Here is a 19,524-nt window from a genome sequence, read left to right on the forward strand (position 1 = left end):
GCAATTTATCACCTCTCTTGCTTCAAAAAAATAGACGTAAAATATATATGAACAGTGATTCACCATCTTATCTTGAGGCAAAACCTCAACAGCTTCAAAAATATGCGCTCTTAATCGAATATGATGGTCGTCAATTTAAAGGCTGGCAAAAACAGAATAATCCCCCTGTTCGCTCTATTGAAGAGGAACTTGAGCGTGCGGTAAGCTTTATTGCCAATGAACCCATTAAACTCACCTGCGCAGGTAGAACGGATGCTGGCGTGCATGCCATTAATCAGGTCATTCATTTTGAAACAACGGCGATTCGCCCAAAACGCGCTTGGATGCTCGGCATTAACTCTAATCTCCCTGAAGATTGCGCCATTAAAGATATCGTACCTGTCAAAGACGATTTTCATGCCCGTTTTAGTGCGATTAGTCGCACCTACCGCTATCAAATATTTAATCACCCTTTTCGTAGCCCTTTAAAACGTTTCTATGCGCTTTGGAATTATCATCCACTCGATATTGCCGCGATGGAAAAAGGGGCACAATACCTCATTGGTGAGCATGATTTTTCCGCATTTCGCTCCTCTGAATGCCAAGCGAATACCCCTTTTAGAAATGTGCACTATATTCGTTTTACCGAAAAAGAACACCTGATTGAGATCGAACTAAAAGCCAATGCTTTTTTACATAACATGGTGCGTAATATTGTCGGAACACTACTAGAAGTGGGACTTGGCAAAGAGCCTCCTGAATATATTAAAAAGGTTCTTGAGAGCTTAGATCGAACAAAGGGTGGTATTACTGCTCCGCCTCAAGGATTATATCTATATAATGTAGAATACCCCGATGGAATTGCACCAGAATTTGACCAATTTTCGGTAAATTTTAGAGTATAGATCCATCTTATTTTTATCACAGTTAATTTACTCCGGATTCGGATTATAGTCACAAAGGAATCATAATGAAACAGAAGACGGTTTTAACAGGAATTAGTACCACTGGAACCCCTCATCTTGGGAACTATGCCGGCGCCATTCGCCCCGCAATTGAACTCAGTAAAACGCATGACAGTGCATTCTTCTTCCTAGCTGACCTCCATTCATTAATTAAATGTCAAGATGCAGCGCTCGTGAACCAATCTCGCCTTGAGATTGCGGCAACCTGGATGGCTCTTGGTTTAGATACAGATAAGGCCGTATTTTACCGTCAATCTGATATTGAAGAGATTCCACAAATTACATGGCTATTAAACTGTGTGACCGCAAAAGGTACGATGAATCGCGCTCATGCCTATAAAGCAGCTGTTGATGAAAATATTGCAGCAGAAAATGATCCTGATCGAGGCGTCACGATGGGTCTTTTCTCTTACCCTGTTCTCATGGCGGCAGATATTTTAGCGTTTAATGCAGACCTTGTCCCTGTGGGGAGCGATCAACGTCAACATGTGGAAATTGCACGTGAAATCGCACAACGCTTTAACCATATCTACAAAGATGACTTCTTTGTGATGCCACAAGAAGTGATTGATGATGAAACAGCGATTCTTCCAGGTCTTGATGGCCGTAAAATGAGTAAATCTTACAACAATACAATTCCTCTTTTCCTTCCTGAAAAGCAGTTACAAAAATCAATTAACCGTATTGTGACAAACTCCCTTGAACCAGGGGAACCAAAAGATCCTGATAACACGCATCTTTTCGATATCTATAAAGCGTTTGCAACAGATGAAGAAACGGCAAGTTACCGCCAAGCATTAATCGAAGGAATGGGTTGGGGAGATGCTAAAAAAGCGCTCTTTACACTTATCAATAACGAAATCAAAGATGCTCGTGAAAAATATAATGAGCTCATGGCGAATCCCGCACTGATTGAAGAGACCTTACAAAAAGGCGCTGAAAAAGCACGCATTCCAGCAAAAGAGATGCTTAAACGTCTTAAAGATGCCGTAGGCTTAAGAAATTTTATTTAAAATATTAAAATTATAGGCCTGATTTTTATCACCCATAATCCATCAATTACCATTAAAGCGTGATAAAATTACGACTGCCATTTAGATTTGAGGTCCTATCAAAAATAGGGCCTCAAATTATTCATAACGCCCTATTTTAAATGCATACCATAAATGACAGAGACTTTAACAACATCTGAAAACTTCATGACCTTTAAAGGGGAGCAATTAGAACTTCCTTTAGATCTCTTTATTCCTCCAGATGCCTTTGAAATTTGGCTTGAAGAATTTGAAGGTCCTCTTGATCTTCTTTTGCATATTATTCGCAAAAATAATTTTGATATCCTCAATATTCCTATACGCAGCATTACTGAGCAATATATGTCTTATATCGATCATCTTGAGGAAGAGAGATTTGAGCTTGCGTCTGAATATTTAGTGATGGCGGCGTGGCTTGCTGAAATTAAATCGCGGATTTTACTCCCCCTTCCAGAAACCGATAATCCTGATGATGAAGAGATCGATCCCCGCTTAGAGTTGATTCGTCGCTTGCAGGTCTATGCACAATATAAAGAGATTGCGCAACTTCTCGCTCAACAAAAAATGCACTACGTTGATACATTCCCTGTATCTCCTGCAACTCCTGATATCAAAATTGAGCCTCCACCACCGACCGTAGAACTATCTCAACTTATTCACGCGATTCAAAAAATCTTAGAAAGAGCCGATCTTCGTCAAAAGCATAAAGTGGAATCAGAGCGTATCTCAATCACCGATAGAATGCGCCAAATTATCGAACGCCTATCACCCACAACCCCAATAACCTTTAGCGAATTATTCAATCATGAAGAGGGGCGATATGGGATTACTATCTCTTTTCTTTCTCTCTTAGAGTTGACTAAAAATCAAACTATCATCTTGCAACAAGAGAGCGCTTACGGTGAAATTCTAATTACTTTAACCACTGCATAAAAGCTAAATTTTAAGTATAGCTATGACGCATTAAATTCCGATACGAACCCAAAAAGCTTAAAACGGCTGGTACGTAATTTCAAAAAATAGACAAGCATTCGACCTAGCGGCTCATCAACCTATTTTAGAAGGATGACTATTGTGATTCTCACAACCGATACGCCGGCAATCTGAGTCAGTTATTTTTAAACCAATTTTACTATATTGCCGATATTTCCCAAAAAACATCTTTTATCTTCTAAGTTTATAACTACTTGAAATAAATAGTTTTTTAGGAGTATCGTATGCAATATTTTAAACGTTTCTCTCATCTTATTAAACTCAGCCTCTTCGGAATACTTCCGCTTAGTTTCGTTTCCCTTATTCATGCAGCACCTATTAATATTAATAGTGCCGATGTTGCAACAATTACCGCAAACTTAACGGACATAGGTCCCGTCAAAGCTACGGCAATTATAGAATATCGCGAACTTAACGGTCCTTTTGCAGATGCACAAGCATTGCTAGCGGTAAAAGGTATTGGGGAAAAGACCTTAGAAAAAAACCGAGATAATCTACTATTTGAAGATCCTAAAGTCCCTCAAACTCCCCCGCAATCTAGCGGGAATGATTAAATATTCCAATATCAATATCTAAAAATATAATGGTGAATCAGGCTCATCATAAACCTAAAGTTTTTCATCATCTCCACGAGTACGGTTTTACAATCATGGAATCATTAATAACGACTCTTTTGATGACCGTACTCTTTTTTTTAGCCCAACAAACCTATCGAAATTTTCAACTCACAATTTACAACGAAACTATTCAGCAAACATTAACCCTACAACTAAAAATGGCAAAAAATCTCGCCTCTATTAAAAAAAGGGCCATTACTTTATGTGGCTCTTTTGATGGAAAAAGCTGTATTCAAGCAGAAGATTACAAGTGGCGAGGTTGGTTACTATTTTTTGATGAAGACGCTACATTTATCCCCGTTCAAACAGAAATTCTCTACTATCAAGCACCTTCATCCCTTTATGAAAAAGGATTCTATCTACAAACTACCACCAATATTGGAGGCGGCATTAATTTTAGGGTGCATCGTGAATATGCCTATGGCATGGCAAGATCCCTACCTAATGGCCGAATCAAGCTTTGTTATAGAGAAAATAATCTAAGATCGCTCAAAGAGCCATCTCATTATACTTTTGTTATTAATGTTTATGGTTACTTTCGAATAGTTAAAGAAAAAGGTGCTTGTTAGCACCTTTTTATCATCTAATACCTTTAAATCTTTCTAATTATTGATTCTTTTGATCTTTACGCATCTTAAATGGGGCATAAATTAAGATCGCAATTAAGAAAAGTCCTAAATAACCAATTAATGGGTAGAAGTAAGCGATCAAGTCTGTAAAGCCGACAAAGCTTGCGACATAACCAACAGCACCTGTAATTACCGCAAATAGATAAGATCTTTGAGTCTGCATCACTGTAAAACGCGCCACAAAAGCATAATACATGGCAACCCCTGTATTATAGATCATGCCAAATAACACAACTGCCATACAGATGCCTAAAACAGGAGAGATATCTTGAATAATTCTTAAAAGAGGTAAGGGATAGGTTCCCACAACATCTACTTTTAAGAAGATCGCAAGATGTGCAATTAAGATTAAAACGCCAACCCCAAGTCCCCCTAAAAAACCACCCCACGTTGCAATTTTGGTATTAGGCTCGCTCCCGCCCATAACTAATGCCATTCCCGCACCGACGGCAATATTAAATGAGACATAGTTAATAGAAGAGATAAACCAATTAGGAAGTGATGTTTCGATGCTTGTTGCAATCGGCTCTAATACTTCTAGTGATTGACTATAAGTAAAAAGGCTATAAATACAGATAACAACTAAAGCGACAATTAAAAATGGAGTAATACTCCCAATTAGACTAATAACTCGCTGAATCGGCATTAAGACTGTGAGGACAATTAAAACAGTCATCACTAAACTCCCGACAAAAGGAGAGATATTTAGAAATTGAGAGCCTAGACTACCAGCACCTGCAACCATAACAACGCCGACGCCAAATAGCGTTAAAATTAAAATCCAGTCAACGATACGCCCTAAATAGGGACCACTGAGTTTAAAGATTGCTTCATTATGAGATTGCACCTTCATAATGCTACCCATACGCGTTAACATCATGCCCATATAAGCAAATAGCCCCGTTGCTAAAATAGCCCCAAGCGTGCCCATATAACCAAAGCTCGTAAAGTACTGCAAAATTTCCTGACCTGAAGCAAACCCAGCGCCAACAATAATCCCAATAAACGCACTCGCAATACGCAGTACTTGAAACATAGATCCTCCTAATATCATTATTTATTTTTATTAATAAGCTCTATATTTAAGCCACAATTTATAGATAAAGACAAATTTTATCATCATCTAACTTTATCTATGACATACACATCAATGAAATTACACTTACAGCATTGAAAAAAATAGATAAGTTAAAATTTCAGTATTATTAAAAATGATCAAAGAGTCATTTATTACTGATTAATAAAAAAATGGCATATCCCCCAAAAAGATCATCTTCTAAAGGATTATTCCAAAATAAGTGGAATCCACTCTTTGATGACCTTCACGATATCCTCACCATGAGATTGCCCCATCTCATCTTTAAATCCATGGTCTAAATCTGGAAATGTCCTCACTGTAATTTCGGGAACCGCTAAAGATAAAAACATCGCCTCAGCGCTCATCACAGATGACATTATTATCTCCCAATGCTTGAATCATCAATAGAGGAGATTTTCCTTTTTGCCAAACGTCTAACATATCTAACAAAAGCATCTCCTGCCACCAACGCAAACTATGATTACTACTGAAATCTTGATCTTGCCGTAAATCTGCTTCTGTCATTGCCAAAACATGTTCTGCAAAATTTTTAATTCCCTCTAAAGCATCTGTTCGCTCTGGTTCTACAAGCGTTTGCTCCATATTCCACAATATATCCTCCATAAAATATTGCCCGCCACCATTCAACGCAATACTCGCATCAATAGCTAGCCCATCTTGTCGTAATAATCCTACAATGGTAGCGCCCTCACTTGCGCCTAGAAGCACAATTTGGGAGTATTGATCTGCCAAAGAAGTAATCACCGCTTTATAATCTTCAACTCTTTGATATAAAGATTCATGTTGATAATAGTGCTCACTGCAACTCTCTAAATCGCCCAAAGAGTCTATATTAATCTCTTCTAATTCTCTTTTTTCAACCCAAAGAACCTCAGCCTTAGGCATCACTTGTGCCATTTTTCGCATTATCTCACTTTGAGCTGAAATAGGCACACAACTAGAACCTTGAATAAGTACGAGTAATGTTGTTACCAATTCTTTAGAACTTTCTACCTCTAAAAGTGGCGCTTGTAGGTAATAATGAATGAGCCATTCTCTCTTGGTAGCTGCTATAAAGATAATGTCGCGCTATTAAGGGGAAAGCTGCTGGCTATACTTATTTGTGACGATAATATCGTAGCAATGATGACGATATGTACAAATGCTTGTTTAAAGCCATTAATGACGAGCATAATTTTCCCTTTAGGTAACGTTTATCAACTGCATAAAAAAGAGAAGTCATACAATGCTTCTCTTTCTATGATCTCTTATTTAAGGGCGATATTGATATTTATGGTAACTCTTTCTTTCCTAAATCTTTATAGAAATCACTATTGACATAAACATGATATAACCGACGAAGTGCGACCATTAAGACGGCGCAAACAGGAAGTGCTAATAAAATTCCAACAAAGCCAAACAGGCTACCTCCCACCATTAAAGCAAATACTACGGCTATCGGATGCATGCCCAATTTATCCCCAATTAAAATCGGCGTTAATACAAAGCTCTCCATGAGCTGTCCTATTCCAAAGACAATCCCCACAAGCGCAAGATGGGTAATCGTACCATATTGAAACCATGCCACTATCAGCCCCATTAAAATACCTGATGTCGCCCCGACATAAGGGACAAAGCTAATTAAACCGGCAATTACCCCAATCACCAATCCATATTCAACACCAATAATGCTAAGACCTATACTGTAGATACAAGCTAAACAGAACATTACCGTTAATTGTCCCCGTAAGAAACTACTTAACATAAAGTTCGCCTCTTGTAAGAAGCTGACTGTTTGAGGGAAGATTGAGCGGGGGATTAATGTCTCCATCTTTTCAGTAATCGAACTCCAATCTCGCATCACATAAAAAGTGAGCATTGGAATTAAAAAGAGACTCACAAAAAAGCCCACGATCCCTAACACGATACTACTAATTGAGGGGGCAATTTTTGACGCAATATCTTTAAGTGCTGCTAAAGATTGTGTAATTGCCTTATCCGCGGCTTCTTGATTTTGTTTAATCTCTTCTATTGAAAAGATCTTTTGTAGTTTAGGAAAAACATTATCTTGCATCCAAAAATAGTAAGATGGCCATTTTTCAATAAAAGCAATCACTTGATTAATAAGCTGAGGAATAACCACCACTAAAATCAAGACTAATATTGCCAATAACCCCGCAAATACGATGCTAACTGCCCAAACCCTTGGGATTTTACGTGACTCAATCTTTTGAACAATCGGGTTGCCTAAATAGGCCAAACCAAAAGAGACCAAAAAAGGAATCAAAACAGATGACAAGCGATGGATTAAATAGATGGATAAAATGATCCCAATCCAGAAGAATATCAGACGATTGACACGATCAAATAGCATACTTACTCCTAATAAGAAGAATCTATGAGACAATGAATAGTGATAAAACTACCCATAGACCTCGCTTTATACCGCCCTATTTTACGCATATTATCTCCTTTCGCCCGATTTATTTTTAATTTCTTGATAAATCTTTTAGATTACGAGCTTTTATTGCGAAAAAATGAGGAATCCCCTATGATTAGCCCCTGTTAATCCTTTTTTAGTACGATATTTTTTTGCCTTATGACAAACCTTTCAGTATCAAATCCATCACTCACCTCAACAGAGCAATCACTGATTCATCAAATTGATGAATTATTGCCGCAAACGCAATGTGAAAAGTGTGAATATAAGGGCTGTTTTGCTTATGCAAAAGCGATTGTTACCGAAAGTGCGCCTATTAATCGCTGCCCTCCTGGAGGAGATGCTGTCATTGCCTCTTTAAGCCAATTACTAAATACGCCTATCATTGCACTCAATAGTGCGCTTGGGGAATATAAGCCACCACAGGTAGTAAGAATTGAAGAGGATTTTTGTATCGGCTGCATGAAATGTATTATCGCTTGCCCCGTTGAAGCTATTGTTGGCGCTCGCCGCTTAATGCATACCGTTATTAAAGAAGAATGCACAGGATGTGAGCTCTGTATTCCGCCTTGCCCGCTTAACTGCATTGTAATTGAACCTTTAAACCCTCAATTAGGGGAAGCAAGTATTGGCTTAAGTGATTGGGAAAAAACTCGCGCAGCAAAATCACGAATGCGTTTTAATGCTAAAAAATCTAGAGAAAATGCCCGTAACAATATTACAGATACCCAGCCGCCACAAGAGAAAGCCCTTGCAGATCCTGTCTCTAAATCAAGCATGCTAGATCTTATTAATCTTGCTAGAAAAGAATTTAACGAAAAATAATACAGGCGATATACGTTATAATGCTCGGATAACTTTAATAAACTATCTAATAAAAATTCGTAGCAGAACTATATGAGCAAGAAAAAAGAATACCAGCGCTTAATGAATAAAGAGGAGATTACCGCCTTTTTCACGATTTTGCGCAATGAAAATCCTGAGCCTAAAACAGAGCTTATCTATCATTCAACATTTGAGTTATTAGTTGCAGTGCTTCTTTCTGCACAATCTACCGATGTTGGGGTTAATAAAGCCACCGTTCATCTTTTTAAAGCAGCAAATACGCCACAAACGATGTATGAGCTCGGCGAGGAGACCATTAAAGAGTATATTAAAACTTTAGGCCTTTATAATTCAAAAGCCGCAAATCTCTATAAAACATGTGAGATCTTAGCAACGAAATATAATGGCGAAGTTCCTGATAATCGAGAAGCTTTAGAATCCCTTCCCGGCGTTGGCCGCAAAACTGCAAATGTGGTTCTTAATACGGCTTTTCGTAAGCCAACAATGGCCGTTGATACGCACATCTTTAGACTTTCTAATCGAACAGGCTTAGCACCTGGTAAAAATGTTCGGGAAGTTGAAGATCAACTCATCAAACGTATCCCTAAAGAATTTATCTTAGATGCCCATCATTGGTTAATATTACATGGTCGTTATACTTGCGTTGCAAGAAAGCCCCGCTGCGGCTCTTGCCTTGTCTATAATGAGTGCCATTACCTAGATAAAACAGATGAGTAACCGCAAGCTATTTATCCTTTATTCTTCATAAGATTTAAGTAATGCAATATTGCGTTAAAAAGTCACCTATCCTTACCGCTATTAGTTAATAGCTCTGTAAAGATCTGAAGTTCATAAAAGGGGACAGCGCGCCCTTCAATCTATTAGGAGAACCTCTATGCAAACACTCCCATTTTACTGGATTAATGTTTTCACAAATCTACAAAATCGAGGAAATCCACTGCCTGTCATTATTTTAGAGCAATCATTGTCAGCTGATTCTATGCAAAAAATTACGACAATGTTTAATCAATCTGAAACCATTTTCATTGAAAATGCCCAAAGTGAATGCCCTAAACTCCATATCTATACACCAGTACAAGAATTACCATTTGCAGGGCATCCGATTATTGGAGCTCTTGAAATATTAACCCTCATTCGCAAAAGCCCCGTATCACAAGTGCAATGCAAGGCAGGAATTGTACATACAGATTATGATGCAGATACTAATATTTATTGGCTTAAAGCACCGGCAACACCAACTAAGCGAGCTAGCGATCTTACTATTGAATTAACGGCAAAAATGCTCGGTATTGCAAGTGAGCAGGTTCTCAATCTCCCTACATGGATGAATGTTGGGAATGAGCAATTATTAGTACAAATTAAAGATCCTACAACAATCGATGAAATAGCGTTAAATCTTCCACTATTTGAGCAATATGCAGCGCTTAACCCAGATCGATGCATTATCTACCTTTGGGCACAACAACAAAATGGTATCTATGCTCGCTTTCTTTCCCTTAATAAGGGTGTTTTAAGAGAAGATAGCGGTACAGGATCTGCAGCGGCTAATTTAGGAGGTTGGTTATTACTGCAAGGGAAAACCAATCTGGAATATCGCATTCAACAAGGTACCCTTATGCAAAGAGAGAGTATTCTTTATCTAAAGTTACAAGATCAAGAAATTTGGATCGGTGGAGAAAATCACCTATTAGGTAAAGGTGAACTCAACTGGCAAGATTAAAGCCCTTTTCATAAAAGCCACAAACTATGCCACAATGGCTTTATCTTAAATACAATTCAAGGAGATTGAATCATGTCTCTTCCCATCAAGCTAATGATCGTTACCAGCGTCATTTTTTTAACAGCCTGTACTTCGACATCAAGAAAACCCCATTATCACTATAATAGTAATGGCTATGGCGGCGTTAGTGTTCCTCTAGGAGATAAAACACGCGTTAGTGTTCCTATTGGCAAATCTCAGGGAAAAGTGAGAATATCTAGCCCGAATGCTAGTATCCGCTTATAAATACTCTGCTTTAGAAAATTTTCCATTAAAAAAGCTAGTGATCTCACTAGCTTTTTCTTTATCTTGAGTTTTTATTCTAAGACAAGATGATCATCGATTTGGTTTAAAAGAGACTTTCTTAAACGTCAAACAATGCAGCATGTGCATCAAACTAACTTGCACGATGCCGGATAGAAAGACTCTTGTGCTTTTCATAACCGATGTGCCGGCAATTTAATTCAAGAATTTTTTAAACCAATTTCACTATAAAAATAAAACGGTACCTCATGAACCAAACCAGCTTATATAGCTATTACGCATTAAATTCCGATACGAACCGAAAAAAGGCTTAAAACTGCTGGCATGTAATTTTAAAAAACACGCAAGCATTCGACCCAGCTGCTCATCAACCTATTTTAGGAGGATCACTAACTAATAAATTTTGACCCTCTGATTTTATTTAGAAATTACTCTACAATGCCAGATAGAATGATTCTTGCACTTCTCATAACCGATATGCCGGCAATTGGATTTAGGTGCTTTTAAGCCGACGTTACTATAATAACAATAGATCTTAACTTACTAATGATGCCATCAAAGACTTCACCGAATCTCTACGGCAAAATGGTGCGTTGACGCTCGCCCAGATAGGTTGAAACTCTTCTTTTTTGTCACCAGTTTCTAACTCATCAATTGTTGCGGCATGTGCTAAAAATAGCTGTTCTGGGAAAGGGAGAGTTTTGCCTCGCACCTTACGTAAAGCTTGAGTTCCTTCATTACTTAAGCAACGTCCAAAAATACCCGTCCAATGCTGCGTTAAGACACTGTCATACTCATTACTACTTAAAATCTTCTCAGCCTCAAGTTCTGATAATCCAGACTCCTGACACAACATTAATGCTGTGCCAATGGCAACACCATCGGCCCCTTGAATCATGGCTGCGGCAAAAAGAGATTTATTATAGATGCCACCTGATACAAAGAAGGGCTTTTCAAGAACCCGATCTGCTTGGGCAATTAATGCTTGTGCACTAAAGCCGTGTTGCATAGCGTCCCCAATAAAAGTTAAACGCATGCCACCTGATTCAAATCCTTGTAAAAAGTGCGCATCAACTCCTCGCTCTTCCCACAATAGAGCTTCAATCATATGAGTTGAGTTCCCAATGATCTTCATTCCTGCGTTATGGAGAATATCAATCACCTCTTGCGAAGGGATTCCAAAAGAGAAACTCACAACCGGCACTTCCTCAGCTAACAAGATATCTAATAACTCTTCTAATGGGGATAATGACCACGCTTCTGTATTTAAGGCCTCAAACTCAAGGGCTTCAGCACCGGCAAAACCTTTCAGTCTTGTGATGGCTTCTTCATAATTTGAAACATCTAACGCATTTTTTTCCGTCACCATAAGGTTCACCCCAAATGGCTTATTGGTTAGTGCTTTAACTTCTTGAATTTCATGTTGCAAGGCTTCTGCTGTTAATAGACCTCCCGCAATCATTCCTAATCCCCCATTATTTGAGACCTCAGCAACAAGTGCCGAAGAATCCCCATGATAAAGAGGCGCTTGAACAATCGGAAACTCAATGGAGAGCAGTTGAGATAGTCGAGCAGGTTTTCTAATGGTCATTTCATCTCCAAACTAAATAAATTAATTGCATTATCAGAGGTTATCTTAGCAAGTTCTACCAGATCTAGCGATTTTTGTTCCGCAATATAGCGTGCAATTTGCACCAAGTCAGAAGGCTCATGTATTTCCCCTTTTTGACGATAACTACCTGCTTGATATGGGCCGTCTGTTTCTAGTAATAATCGATCTAAAGGTACGCTTGCTAAAATTGCCCGCATTCTATTGGCCCTAGAATAAGTTACAGCGCCCCCAATCCCGATATAAAACCCCAATGCCAATGCTTGCTCTAATTGCTGAAGGCTACCATTAAATCCATGCAATACTCCGGTAGCCTTTGGATATTTTCGAAGGATTTTTAATACCTCATCCACAGCCTTATAGGAGTGAATAATAAGAGGCTTCTTAAACTTCACCGCTAGTTGAACCTGTTTTTCAAAAATCGCCAACTGCTTCGCTACCATCCCCTTAGCAAAATCAAGCCCGCACTCCCCAATAGCAACAGGAAAATAGCGCTCAATACTAGCCGTTAAGATCGATTCCCAATCATCTGCTAGATCATCTAAAAACCAAGGGTGCACGCCAAAACTATAAAAACAATGAGGGAATTGATTAGCAATCTGCACCAAATTTGCAATATCTTGCGGCAAAGTTCCAGGCATCACCCAAGCGCTGATCCCTCTTAATTTTGCCTCATTTAATAAAATGGGTAAATTCGTTTTATATTCAGGGGCATTTAAATGAATATGTGAATCAATCAATAACATTACCGCCCCCTTTTCAGGATCATCAAAATATCGTCTCGGTTTAAGAAAAACTGTTTTAAAAATATTAAGGATAAAGATCGTGTATCAAATTAGCTTACTCGCTGCCGGATAGAATGATTCTTGCGCTTCTCATAACCGATGCACCGGCAATCTGATTCAGTCACTTTTAAACCGATTTCACTATAAAAGTAAAGCCGTGCCGTATGTGCATTAAACCTTCTTGCCGATGCCGGACAAAATGGCTCTTGCTCTTTTTATAATCGATGTGCTGGTAATCTGATTCCCTGATTTTTAAACCGACTTTACGATAAAACTTAGTGAGCCTTAAACTAGTGAACTTTAGGCTGATCTTTTAAATGAAAATAGAGCATTAAAGCCCCCATTCGCACAAACTCTACCAACTCTTCAAGCGCAAGCTTATCTTCCTCATTACCAAGACTCTCTAAAACCTCTTCGGTATCTAAAGAAGAAAACTCAACAATATAACGAATAAAATCTTTCCCATCTTCATCAAGGCGCGCATAAAGCTCGCTTGAAAGACCAAAGCCATAGCTAAACCCATGACACCAACGGATAAAGCCTTGTACTCGTTCTTTGAGATGCTCTTCCTCTGCAATTAAAAGGCGTAGATTAAATTCTGTTGAATTCATCTCATCTAAAGTTTTGTCATAGAGAATTTTTAAAATTTCTTCATTTAACGGTGATTCATCAAAACGAATATGATCTAGCTCTTGCAACCAATCTTTAAAATGATCAAAAGAGGTACTATATAACAGCGCCACTAATACACCTTGCGCCTCAGCCAAATTTAACCCTTTAAATTGTGCTTGCAATAGATCATAGGACACAGTTTGAGGGATACGGCTTTCATCTACCATTGAATTCTCCAATCTAATATAACAAATACATCAACCGATGCTATTTTTGCTTCCATCATATAATGATTTAAGCGAACTACTTGAAATCATATTGATTTCTTTTTGACACTACTAATTAAGTATAATTATAGCGATTTCATACCTTTTTTGACAGTAAAACAAATGCTAAAAAGGCTTTAACACGCTGTGTTAAAGCCTTTTAAAGATCTTGTGTATAAGTATTATTATCTAATACTTATTTGTTCACAGATTCACGTAAACCTTTACCCGCTCTGAACGCTGGTACACGTGATGCTTTGATCTGGATTGTTTTTTCAGGATTACGTGGGTCACGACCTACACGTGCAGCACGGTCACGTACTGTGAATGTACCGAAACCGATTAAAGTTACGCTATCGCCTTTAGCAAGCGCTTCAGTAATGGTTTCCATCACTGCTTCAACTGCTTTCGCAGAAGCTACTTTCGTCATTTCCGTTTTTTCTGCTACTGCAGCAATTAATTCAGTTTTGTTCATAAAATTATTTCCTACTATTAAAAAAACATGTAATTCGCATTGTACCAATGCTTATGTCTATTCAAACTAACAAACTTTGTTAATTCTGTATAGATTTATACGTCCGCAATCAACTCAAGTCAAGTGTTTCAATGCGTTTTCGCTCTATTTTTGATCTGTGCGGTATCTTCCTGCATCATCGTAAAGCTACTAAAGCGTTCCCAATCATCTGATCTTGTAAGTGACTGTGTTAAAGCATAATCTACCACTTCATCGAAGGATTTAACAGGAATAATCTCCAATGCCGCTAAAACATTCGCCGGAACATCCTCTAAATCTTTCTGATTTTCCTCTGGAATTAAGACCGTACGAATCCCTGCTCTTTCTGCCGCGATTAGTTTTTCTTTCAATCCACCGATGATTAATACATGCCCACGAAGCGTGATTTCGCCGGTCATAGCGATATCTGAGCGAATTGGTATACCTAATAATGCCGATAAAATCGCGAGAGTAATCGCCGCACCTGCGCTTGGACCATCTTTAGGAATCGCCCCCTCTGGAGCATGGACATGGATATCCCACTTTTTATAAAAATCTTCCGGCAATCCATAATAATTACTTCGGGCGCGGATCACTGTTAAGGCAGTTCTAACGGATTCTTTCATCACATCACCAAGGCTTCCGGTGGCGATAAGTTCGCCTTTCCCAGGAACAAGCTGCACTTCAATCCCTAAAAGATCTCCCCCCACCTGCGTCCATGCTAGACCATTAACATAACCGACTTCGTGGGCATCTTCTTTAATACCATGGCGATATTTTGTCGCCCCTAAATAGTGTTTAATTCTTGCAGCATCAATCACTTCCCCTTGACGAGTTTTGTCTTTAGCAAGTAATCGCTCTTTGATAAACTTCCGGCAAATGGTATTAATCTCTCGCATTAAATTACGAACGCCAGCTTCTTTCGTATAGTGATTAATAAGATAAAGCAATCCATCATCTGTAAACTTAATCTCCTCTACTGATAAACCATTTTCTTTATAGGCATCAGATAAGAGATGATTTTTTGCTATTTCCAGTTTTTCAAGCTCGGTATAACTTGAAAGCTCAATAATATCCATACGATCACGTAGTGGTCCTGGAATATTGTAGCTATTGGCCGTTGCAATAAACATCACCTCAGACAGATCAATATCAATATCTAAGTAATGATCATTAAAAGTGCTATTTTGCTCAGGATCTAAGACCTCTAATAAAGCGTCCGCAGGATCCCCTTTATGACTACTGCCGGTTTTATCTAACTCATCTAATAAAATGAGCGGATTTTTCGTTTTTGCTTTGGTTAAAAGCTGCACAAGTTTCCCCGGCATTGCCCCAATATAAGTACGGCGATGTCCACGAATCTCTGACTCGTCATTCACCCCCCCTAAACTCATACGCATAAACTCACGCCCTGTTGCTTCTGCGATCGAACGCGCAAGAGAGGTCTTACCAACTCCCGGAGGACCGATAAAGCAGAGAATATCTCCTTTTTTAGACTTAGTATGACTAATTACCGCTAAATGCTCTAAAATATGGTCTTTAACCTTCTCAAGCCCTGAATGATCCTTATCTAGAACTTTCTTTGCGGTGACAAGCCCATAGCGTAAACGAGAACGTTTATGCCACGGCATTTTTAGCAACCAATCAATATACGTTCTAGCAACAGTACCTTCTGCTGACATTGCCGGCATTGATTTTAAACGCTTTACTTCATTAAGCGCTTTCTCTTCTGCTTCTACCGGCATTTTAGCATCACGCACACGTTCTTCTAGCTCTTCTAGCTCAGAAAGCCCAGAATCACTAAGCTCATCTAGCTCTTTATGAATCGCTTTAATCTGCTCATTTAAGTAATACTCACGCTGATTTTTAGAGATCTGTGTCTGCACTAAACCATGAATACGGCGCTGAAGATCAATAATATTGAGTTCCACCGTTAAATTATCAATTAATACATCAGCCGCAGCACTTAAAGAATCTTGAGCCAAGATCGCTTGTTTTTTCTCCACACTCATCGGAATCTCGCACGCAAGCTTCATCACTAATGGTGAGAGTTTTTTCTCTTCTAAGAGTTTTTCCGGAGTTAATTGCTTAATCTGCGCATTTTCTAATAGCTTTTTAATGAGCTTTTCAAAAGTAAGATAATAAACCTCTTCTTCCCCAGGAGAGAGATCATCTTCAAACGGCGCTAGCTCATAACTTCCCATGACAAAATCATAAATAAAGCCATCACTATTTTCATAAACTAATGACTTTACTTTTTTAAGCTGTACCCGTTCAATTGCCTCTACGGTAATCTGGTAAGAGCCGCCTTTTGACAATTTACTTGAAACAATATTAACCACGACACCCGTATGATAAATAGAATCCATCGTGATCTCTTCATCATCGGGATCTTTAAGGCTCATCAATAAAACCCGATTATCTACTTCTGTCGCCATCTCTAATGCGCCAATTGAGAGAGGTCTTCCCACTAACAGCGGAGTTTTTGTCCCCGGAAAAACCACTAAATCGCGTAGTGCAAGAATAGGTAATTCCGCATAATTATCTTTCTTTTGAGACATTCTTTTTTTATCTCCAATATTTATAATTCTATGATGGCGTTAATGCCCAGTACTATGATCTTAACACCTAACTTCGATTGTTAGAAGGTATGATATAGTAGCTTTTTACAATTTTATAACTTAAGACTAGACAAGAATATGGTGGCAGATCCGACAATTTTCAAGCTTTCAACGCACTATTCTCCCGCAGGAGATCAACCCACTGCTATAAAAGCGCTCACTGAAGGGCTCAATGACGGGCTCGCTTTCCAAACACTTTTAGGAGTAACGGGATCTGGGAAAACATTCACTATGGCGAATGTTATCCAAGAAACGCAGCGCCCTGCGATGATTTTAGCGCCAAATAAAACCTTAGCAGCGCAGCTCTATGGTGAGATGAAAGAGTTCTTCCCTGATAATGCAGTGGAGTACTTTGTCTCTTACTATGATTATTATCAGCCGGAAGCTTATGTGCCGGCATCTGATACCTTTATCGAAAAAGATGCTTCCGTCAATGATCATATCGAGCAGATGCGTTTATCGGCCACCAAAGCTATTTTAGAGCGCCCTGATACCATCATTGTCGCAACCGTTTCTGCGATCTACGGCCTTGGGGATAAAGACCACTATATGAGCATGATTCTCCATGTTTCAAAGGGGGAATTTATCGACCAAAGAGCCATTATAAAACGCCTTGTCGAACTGCAATATACCCGTAATGATACCGTTCTTGAACGGGGAACTTTCAGGGTGCGTGGAGAAATTATTGATATCTTCCCGGCAGAAAGTGAGAGAGATGCTGTACGTATTGAGCTCTTTGATGATGAAATTGAGAATCTCTCCTTTTTTGATCCATTAACAGGTCATGTTTCACGCAATGTCCCAAGACTGACCGTTTATCCATCAAGCCACTATGTAACGCCCAAAGAGCGGTTACTAGCAGCTGTTGAAGAAATTAAAGTCGAACTTGCCGCAAGACTTGAAGAGCTTCGTGCCCAAAATAAACTGCTTGAAGCGCAAAGAATTGAGCAACGCACCAAATTTGATATCGAAATGATGATTGAACTTGGCTACTGCCAAGGGATTGAAAACTACTCCCGCTATCTCTCTGGTAGAAAGCCAGGAGAAGCGCCGCCAACGCTCTTTGATTATTTGCCAGATAATGCCATATTCTTCATCGATGAATCTCACGTTGCCGTGCCGCAAGTTGGGGCGATGTATAAAGGAGATCGCTCTCGTAAAGAGACTCTTGTCAATTATGGTTTTAGATTACCCTCGGCATTAGATAATAGACCGCTGAAGTTTGAAGAATTTGAAGATCTCATGCCGCAAACTATTTTTGTCTCTGCAACGCCAAGTACTTATGAAGCAGAACATGCTGATCAAATAGTCGAGCAAGTGGTTCGCCCGACAGGATTGCTCGACCCAATCGTCGAGATTCGCCCGGTTGATACGCAAGTTGATGATGTCTTTTCGGAGATTACAGCAAGAGCTGCCAAAAATGAGCGTGTCCTCATTACCACTTTAACCAAACGAATGTCAGAAGACTTAACCGAGTTCTTAAGTGATCACGGCGTTAAGGTGCGTTACCTGCATTCAGATATTGATACGGTAGAACGAGTAGAGATTATCCGTGACCTTCGCCTTGGTGTGTTTGATGTTTTAGTGGGGATTAACTTACTACGTGAAGGCTTAGATATTCCAGAAGTTTCTCTTGTTGCGATTTTAGATGCAGATAAAGAGGGATTTCTTCGCTCAGAGCGCTCTCTTATCCAAACGATCGGTAGAGCTGCCCGTAACGCTGAAGGTAAAGCGATTCTCTACGCTAATAAAATCACAAAAGCGATGCGCTTTGCGATTGATGAAACGGAAAGACGCCGAGCATTACAAGAGGCTTATAATGAAGCGCACGGTATTACACCGACAACGATTATTAAAAATATCCAAGATATTATGCATGATGCAAGAGATAATGAAGCGAAAAATGAATATATCAAAGAGTATCGTGGAAAACTTGTGATTGACCATGAAGCGATTGATAATGAGCATCAATTTAAATCAAATCCAAAGCAGCTAGCAAAACATCTAGAACAATTAGAAAAAGCAATGCTCAACCACGCACAAAACTTAGAGTTTGAAGATGCAGCAAGAACAAGAGATGAGATCGAGCGCCTTAAAAAAGAGTTCTTACTCTCTTAAGGTATTTGTAATAGATAGTGAAATCCGTTTAAAAATCACGGAATCAGATTGCCAGTACATCGGTTATGAACATCGGTTATGAAAAATGGGTTTGATACACGCACTCTACTGCATTACCTTTAAAGCAGCGTTCCTTAAACCAAAATCGACTATATGTTTAATACCCATAAAAAAGGGCCATAAAGCAGACAAAATCTGTTCAATGGCCCTTTAGGTTTTTATAGTCTAGTGAAATCGGTTTAAGAATGACTGAATCAGATTGCCGGCGCATCAGCTATGAGAAGCGGTTATGAGAAGCAGCTATGAGAAACACAAGAATCGTTCGTTCTAGCATCATGCAAGCGTATTTGATTGATGCGCTATTTTATTTTTAAAATAGTTTTTCTTAAACCAAATTGACTATATTTCACCATAAATCG

The 19,524-nt window shown here is 39.0% G+C and carries 19 protein-coding genes; 10 read left to right on the forward strand and 9 right to left on the reverse strand.

Annotated elements, in window-relative coordinates; translation table 11 throughout:
- Positions 1-47 precede the first annotated feature (47 nt).
- The 5 genes from truA (at position 48) to MMG00_RS08155 (ending at position 4,154) form a co-directional block, all read left to right on the forward strand.
- A complete protein-coding gene (gene truA / locus MMG00_RS08135) occupies positions 48-884 on the forward strand; it encodes a tRNA pseudouridine(38-40) synthase TruA (protein ID WP_242147206.1) in 837 nt (278 codons plus the stop codon).
- Positions 885-949: 65 nt separating this feature from the next.
- Positions 950-1,957 (forward strand): tryptophan--tRNA ligase, encoded by a 1,008-nt coding sequence (gene trpS, locus MMG00_RS08140; RefSeq protein WP_242147208.1) that lies wholly within the window; start codon positions 950-952, stop codon positions 1,955-1,957.
- 153 nt (positions 1,958-2,110) lie between these two features.
- On the forward strand, positions 2,111-2,908 hold the full coding sequence (locus MMG00_RS08145) for a segregation and condensation protein A (RefSeq protein WP_242147210.1): 798 nt from the start codon (positions 2,111-2,113) through the stop codon (positions 2,906-2,908).
- A gap of 284 nt (positions 2,909-3,192) precedes the next feature.
- Positions 3,193-3,522, forward strand: coding sequence for a ComEA family DNA-binding protein (locus MMG00_RS08150; RefSeq protein ID WP_242147213.1), 330 nt, complete (start codon positions 3,193-3,195; stop codon positions 3,520-3,522).
- Between the two features lie 95 nt (positions 3,523-3,617).
- Positions 3,618-4,154, forward strand: a complete 537-nt coding sequence (locus tag MMG00_RS08155) for a hypothetical protein (protein ID WP_242147215.1) — start codon at positions 3,618-3,620, stop codon at positions 4,152-4,154.
- A gap of 37 nt (positions 4,155-4,191) precedes the next feature.
- Here the strand turns inward: MMG00_RS08155 and MMG00_RS08160 are convergent, their stop codons facing one another.
- The 4 genes from MMG00_RS08160 to MMG00_RS08175 form a co-directional block, all read right to left on the reverse strand.
- Positions 4,192-5,250, reverse strand: a complete 1,059-nt coding sequence (locus MMG00_RS08160; RefSeq protein ID WP_242147216.1) for a YkvI family membrane protein — start codon at positions 5,248-5,250, stop codon at positions 4,192-4,194.
- A 248-nt stretch (positions 5,251-5,498) separates the two neighbouring features.
- Complete coding sequence (locus tag MMG00_RS08165; RefSeq protein WP_242147218.1) at positions 5,499-5,669, reverse strand: hypothetical protein; 171 nt, start codon at positions 5,667-5,669, stop codon at positions 5,499-5,501.
- The gene (locus tag MMG00_RS08170) at positions 5,647-6,288 is read right to left on the reverse strand and encodes a hypothetical protein (protein ID WP_242147220.1); all 642 of its coding nucleotides are present in this window, start codon (positions 6,286-6,288) and stop codon (positions 5,647-5,649) included. Before MMG00_RS08170 ends, MMG00_RS08165 begins: the two co-directional genes overlap by 23 nt.
- A 295-nt stretch (positions 6,289-6,583) precedes the next feature.
- On the reverse strand, positions 6,584-7,666 hold the full coding sequence (locus tag MMG00_RS08175) for an AI-2E family transporter (protein ID WP_242147222.1): 1,083 nt from the start codon (positions 7,664-7,666) through the stop codon (positions 6,584-6,586).
- 210 nt (positions 7,667-7,876) lie between these two features.
- Between MMG00_RS08175 and MMG00_RS08180 the strand changes: the two genes are divergently transcribed.
- The 4 genes from MMG00_RS08180 (at position 7,877) to MMG00_RS08195 (ending at position 10,583) form a co-directional block, all read left to right on the forward strand.
- Entirely contained in the window at positions 7,877-8,557 is a 681-nt protein-coding gene (locus tag MMG00_RS08180) for an RnfABCDGE type electron transport complex subunit B (RefSeq protein WP_255837831.1), read from the forward strand.
- A gap of 102 nt (positions 8,558-8,659) precedes the next feature.
- Positions 8,660-9,295, forward strand: coding sequence for an endonuclease III (gene nth, locus MMG00_RS08185; RefSeq protein ID WP_242153417.1), 636 nt, complete (start codon positions 8,660-8,662; stop codon positions 9,293-9,295).
- Between the two features lie 157 nt (positions 9,296-9,452).
- Positions 9,453-10,298, forward strand: a complete 846-nt coding sequence (locus MMG00_RS08190) for a PhzF family phenazine biosynthesis protein (protein WP_242147226.1) — start codon at positions 9,453-9,455, stop codon at positions 10,296-10,298.
- A 72-nt stretch (positions 10,299-10,370) separates the two neighbouring features.
- Complete coding sequence (locus MMG00_RS08195; RefSeq protein ID WP_242147228.1) at positions 10,371-10,583, forward strand: hypothetical protein; 213 nt, start codon at positions 10,371-10,373, stop codon at positions 10,581-10,583.
- A gap of 553 nt (positions 10,584-11,136) precedes the next feature.
- Here MMG00_RS08195 and MMG00_RS08200 read toward each other — a convergent pair.
- The 5 genes from MMG00_RS08200 to lon all read right to left on the reverse strand — a co-directional run bounded on the left by MMG00_RS08200 (position 11,137) and on the right by lon (position 16,927).
- Positions 11,137-12,192, reverse strand: coding sequence for an NAD(P)H-dependent flavin oxidoreductase (locus MMG00_RS08200; RefSeq protein ID WP_242147231.1), 1,056 nt, complete (start codon positions 12,190-12,192; stop codon positions 11,137-11,139).
- Positions 12,189-12,956, reverse strand: coding sequence for a TatD family hydrolase (locus MMG00_RS08205; RefSeq protein ID WP_242147233.1), 768 nt, complete (start codon positions 12,954-12,956; stop codon positions 12,189-12,191). The genes MMG00_RS08200 and MMG00_RS08205 overlap by 4 nt, the downstream gene beginning before the upstream one ends.
- Positions 12,957-13,285: 329 nt before the next feature.
- A complete protein-coding gene (locus MMG00_RS08210; RefSeq protein WP_242147234.1) occupies positions 13,286-13,834 on the reverse strand; it encodes a YecA/YgfB family protein in 549 nt (182 codons plus the stop codon).
- A gap of 235 nt (positions 13,835-14,069) precedes the next feature.
- Positions 14,070-14,348, reverse strand: coding sequence for an HU family DNA-binding protein (locus tag MMG00_RS08215; protein WP_242147236.1), 279 nt, complete (start codon positions 14,346-14,348; stop codon positions 14,070-14,072).
- A 128-nt stretch (positions 14,349-14,476) separates the two neighbouring features.
- Positions 14,477-16,927, reverse strand: coding sequence for an endopeptidase La (gene lon / locus MMG00_RS08220; protein ID WP_242147238.1), 2,451 nt, complete (start codon positions 16,925-16,927; stop codon positions 14,477-14,479).
- 138 nt (positions 16,928-17,065) lie between these two features.
- Between lon and uvrB the strand changes: the two genes are divergently transcribed.
- The gene (gene uvrB / locus MMG00_RS08225) at positions 17,066-19,105 is read left to right on the forward strand and encodes an excinuclease ABC subunit UvrB (RefSeq protein WP_242147240.1); all 2,040 of its coding nucleotides are present in this window, start codon (positions 17,066-17,068) and stop codon (positions 19,103-19,105) included.
- Positions 19,106-19,524: the final 419 nt, after the last annotated feature.

It is taken from the genome of Ignatzschineria rhizosphaerae (assembly GCF_022655595.1).
In the GTDB taxonomy this organism is placed as follows: Bacteria; Pseudomonadota; Gammaproteobacteria; order Cardiobacteriales; family Wohlfahrtiimonadaceae; genus Ignatzschineria; species Ignatzschineria rhizosphaerae.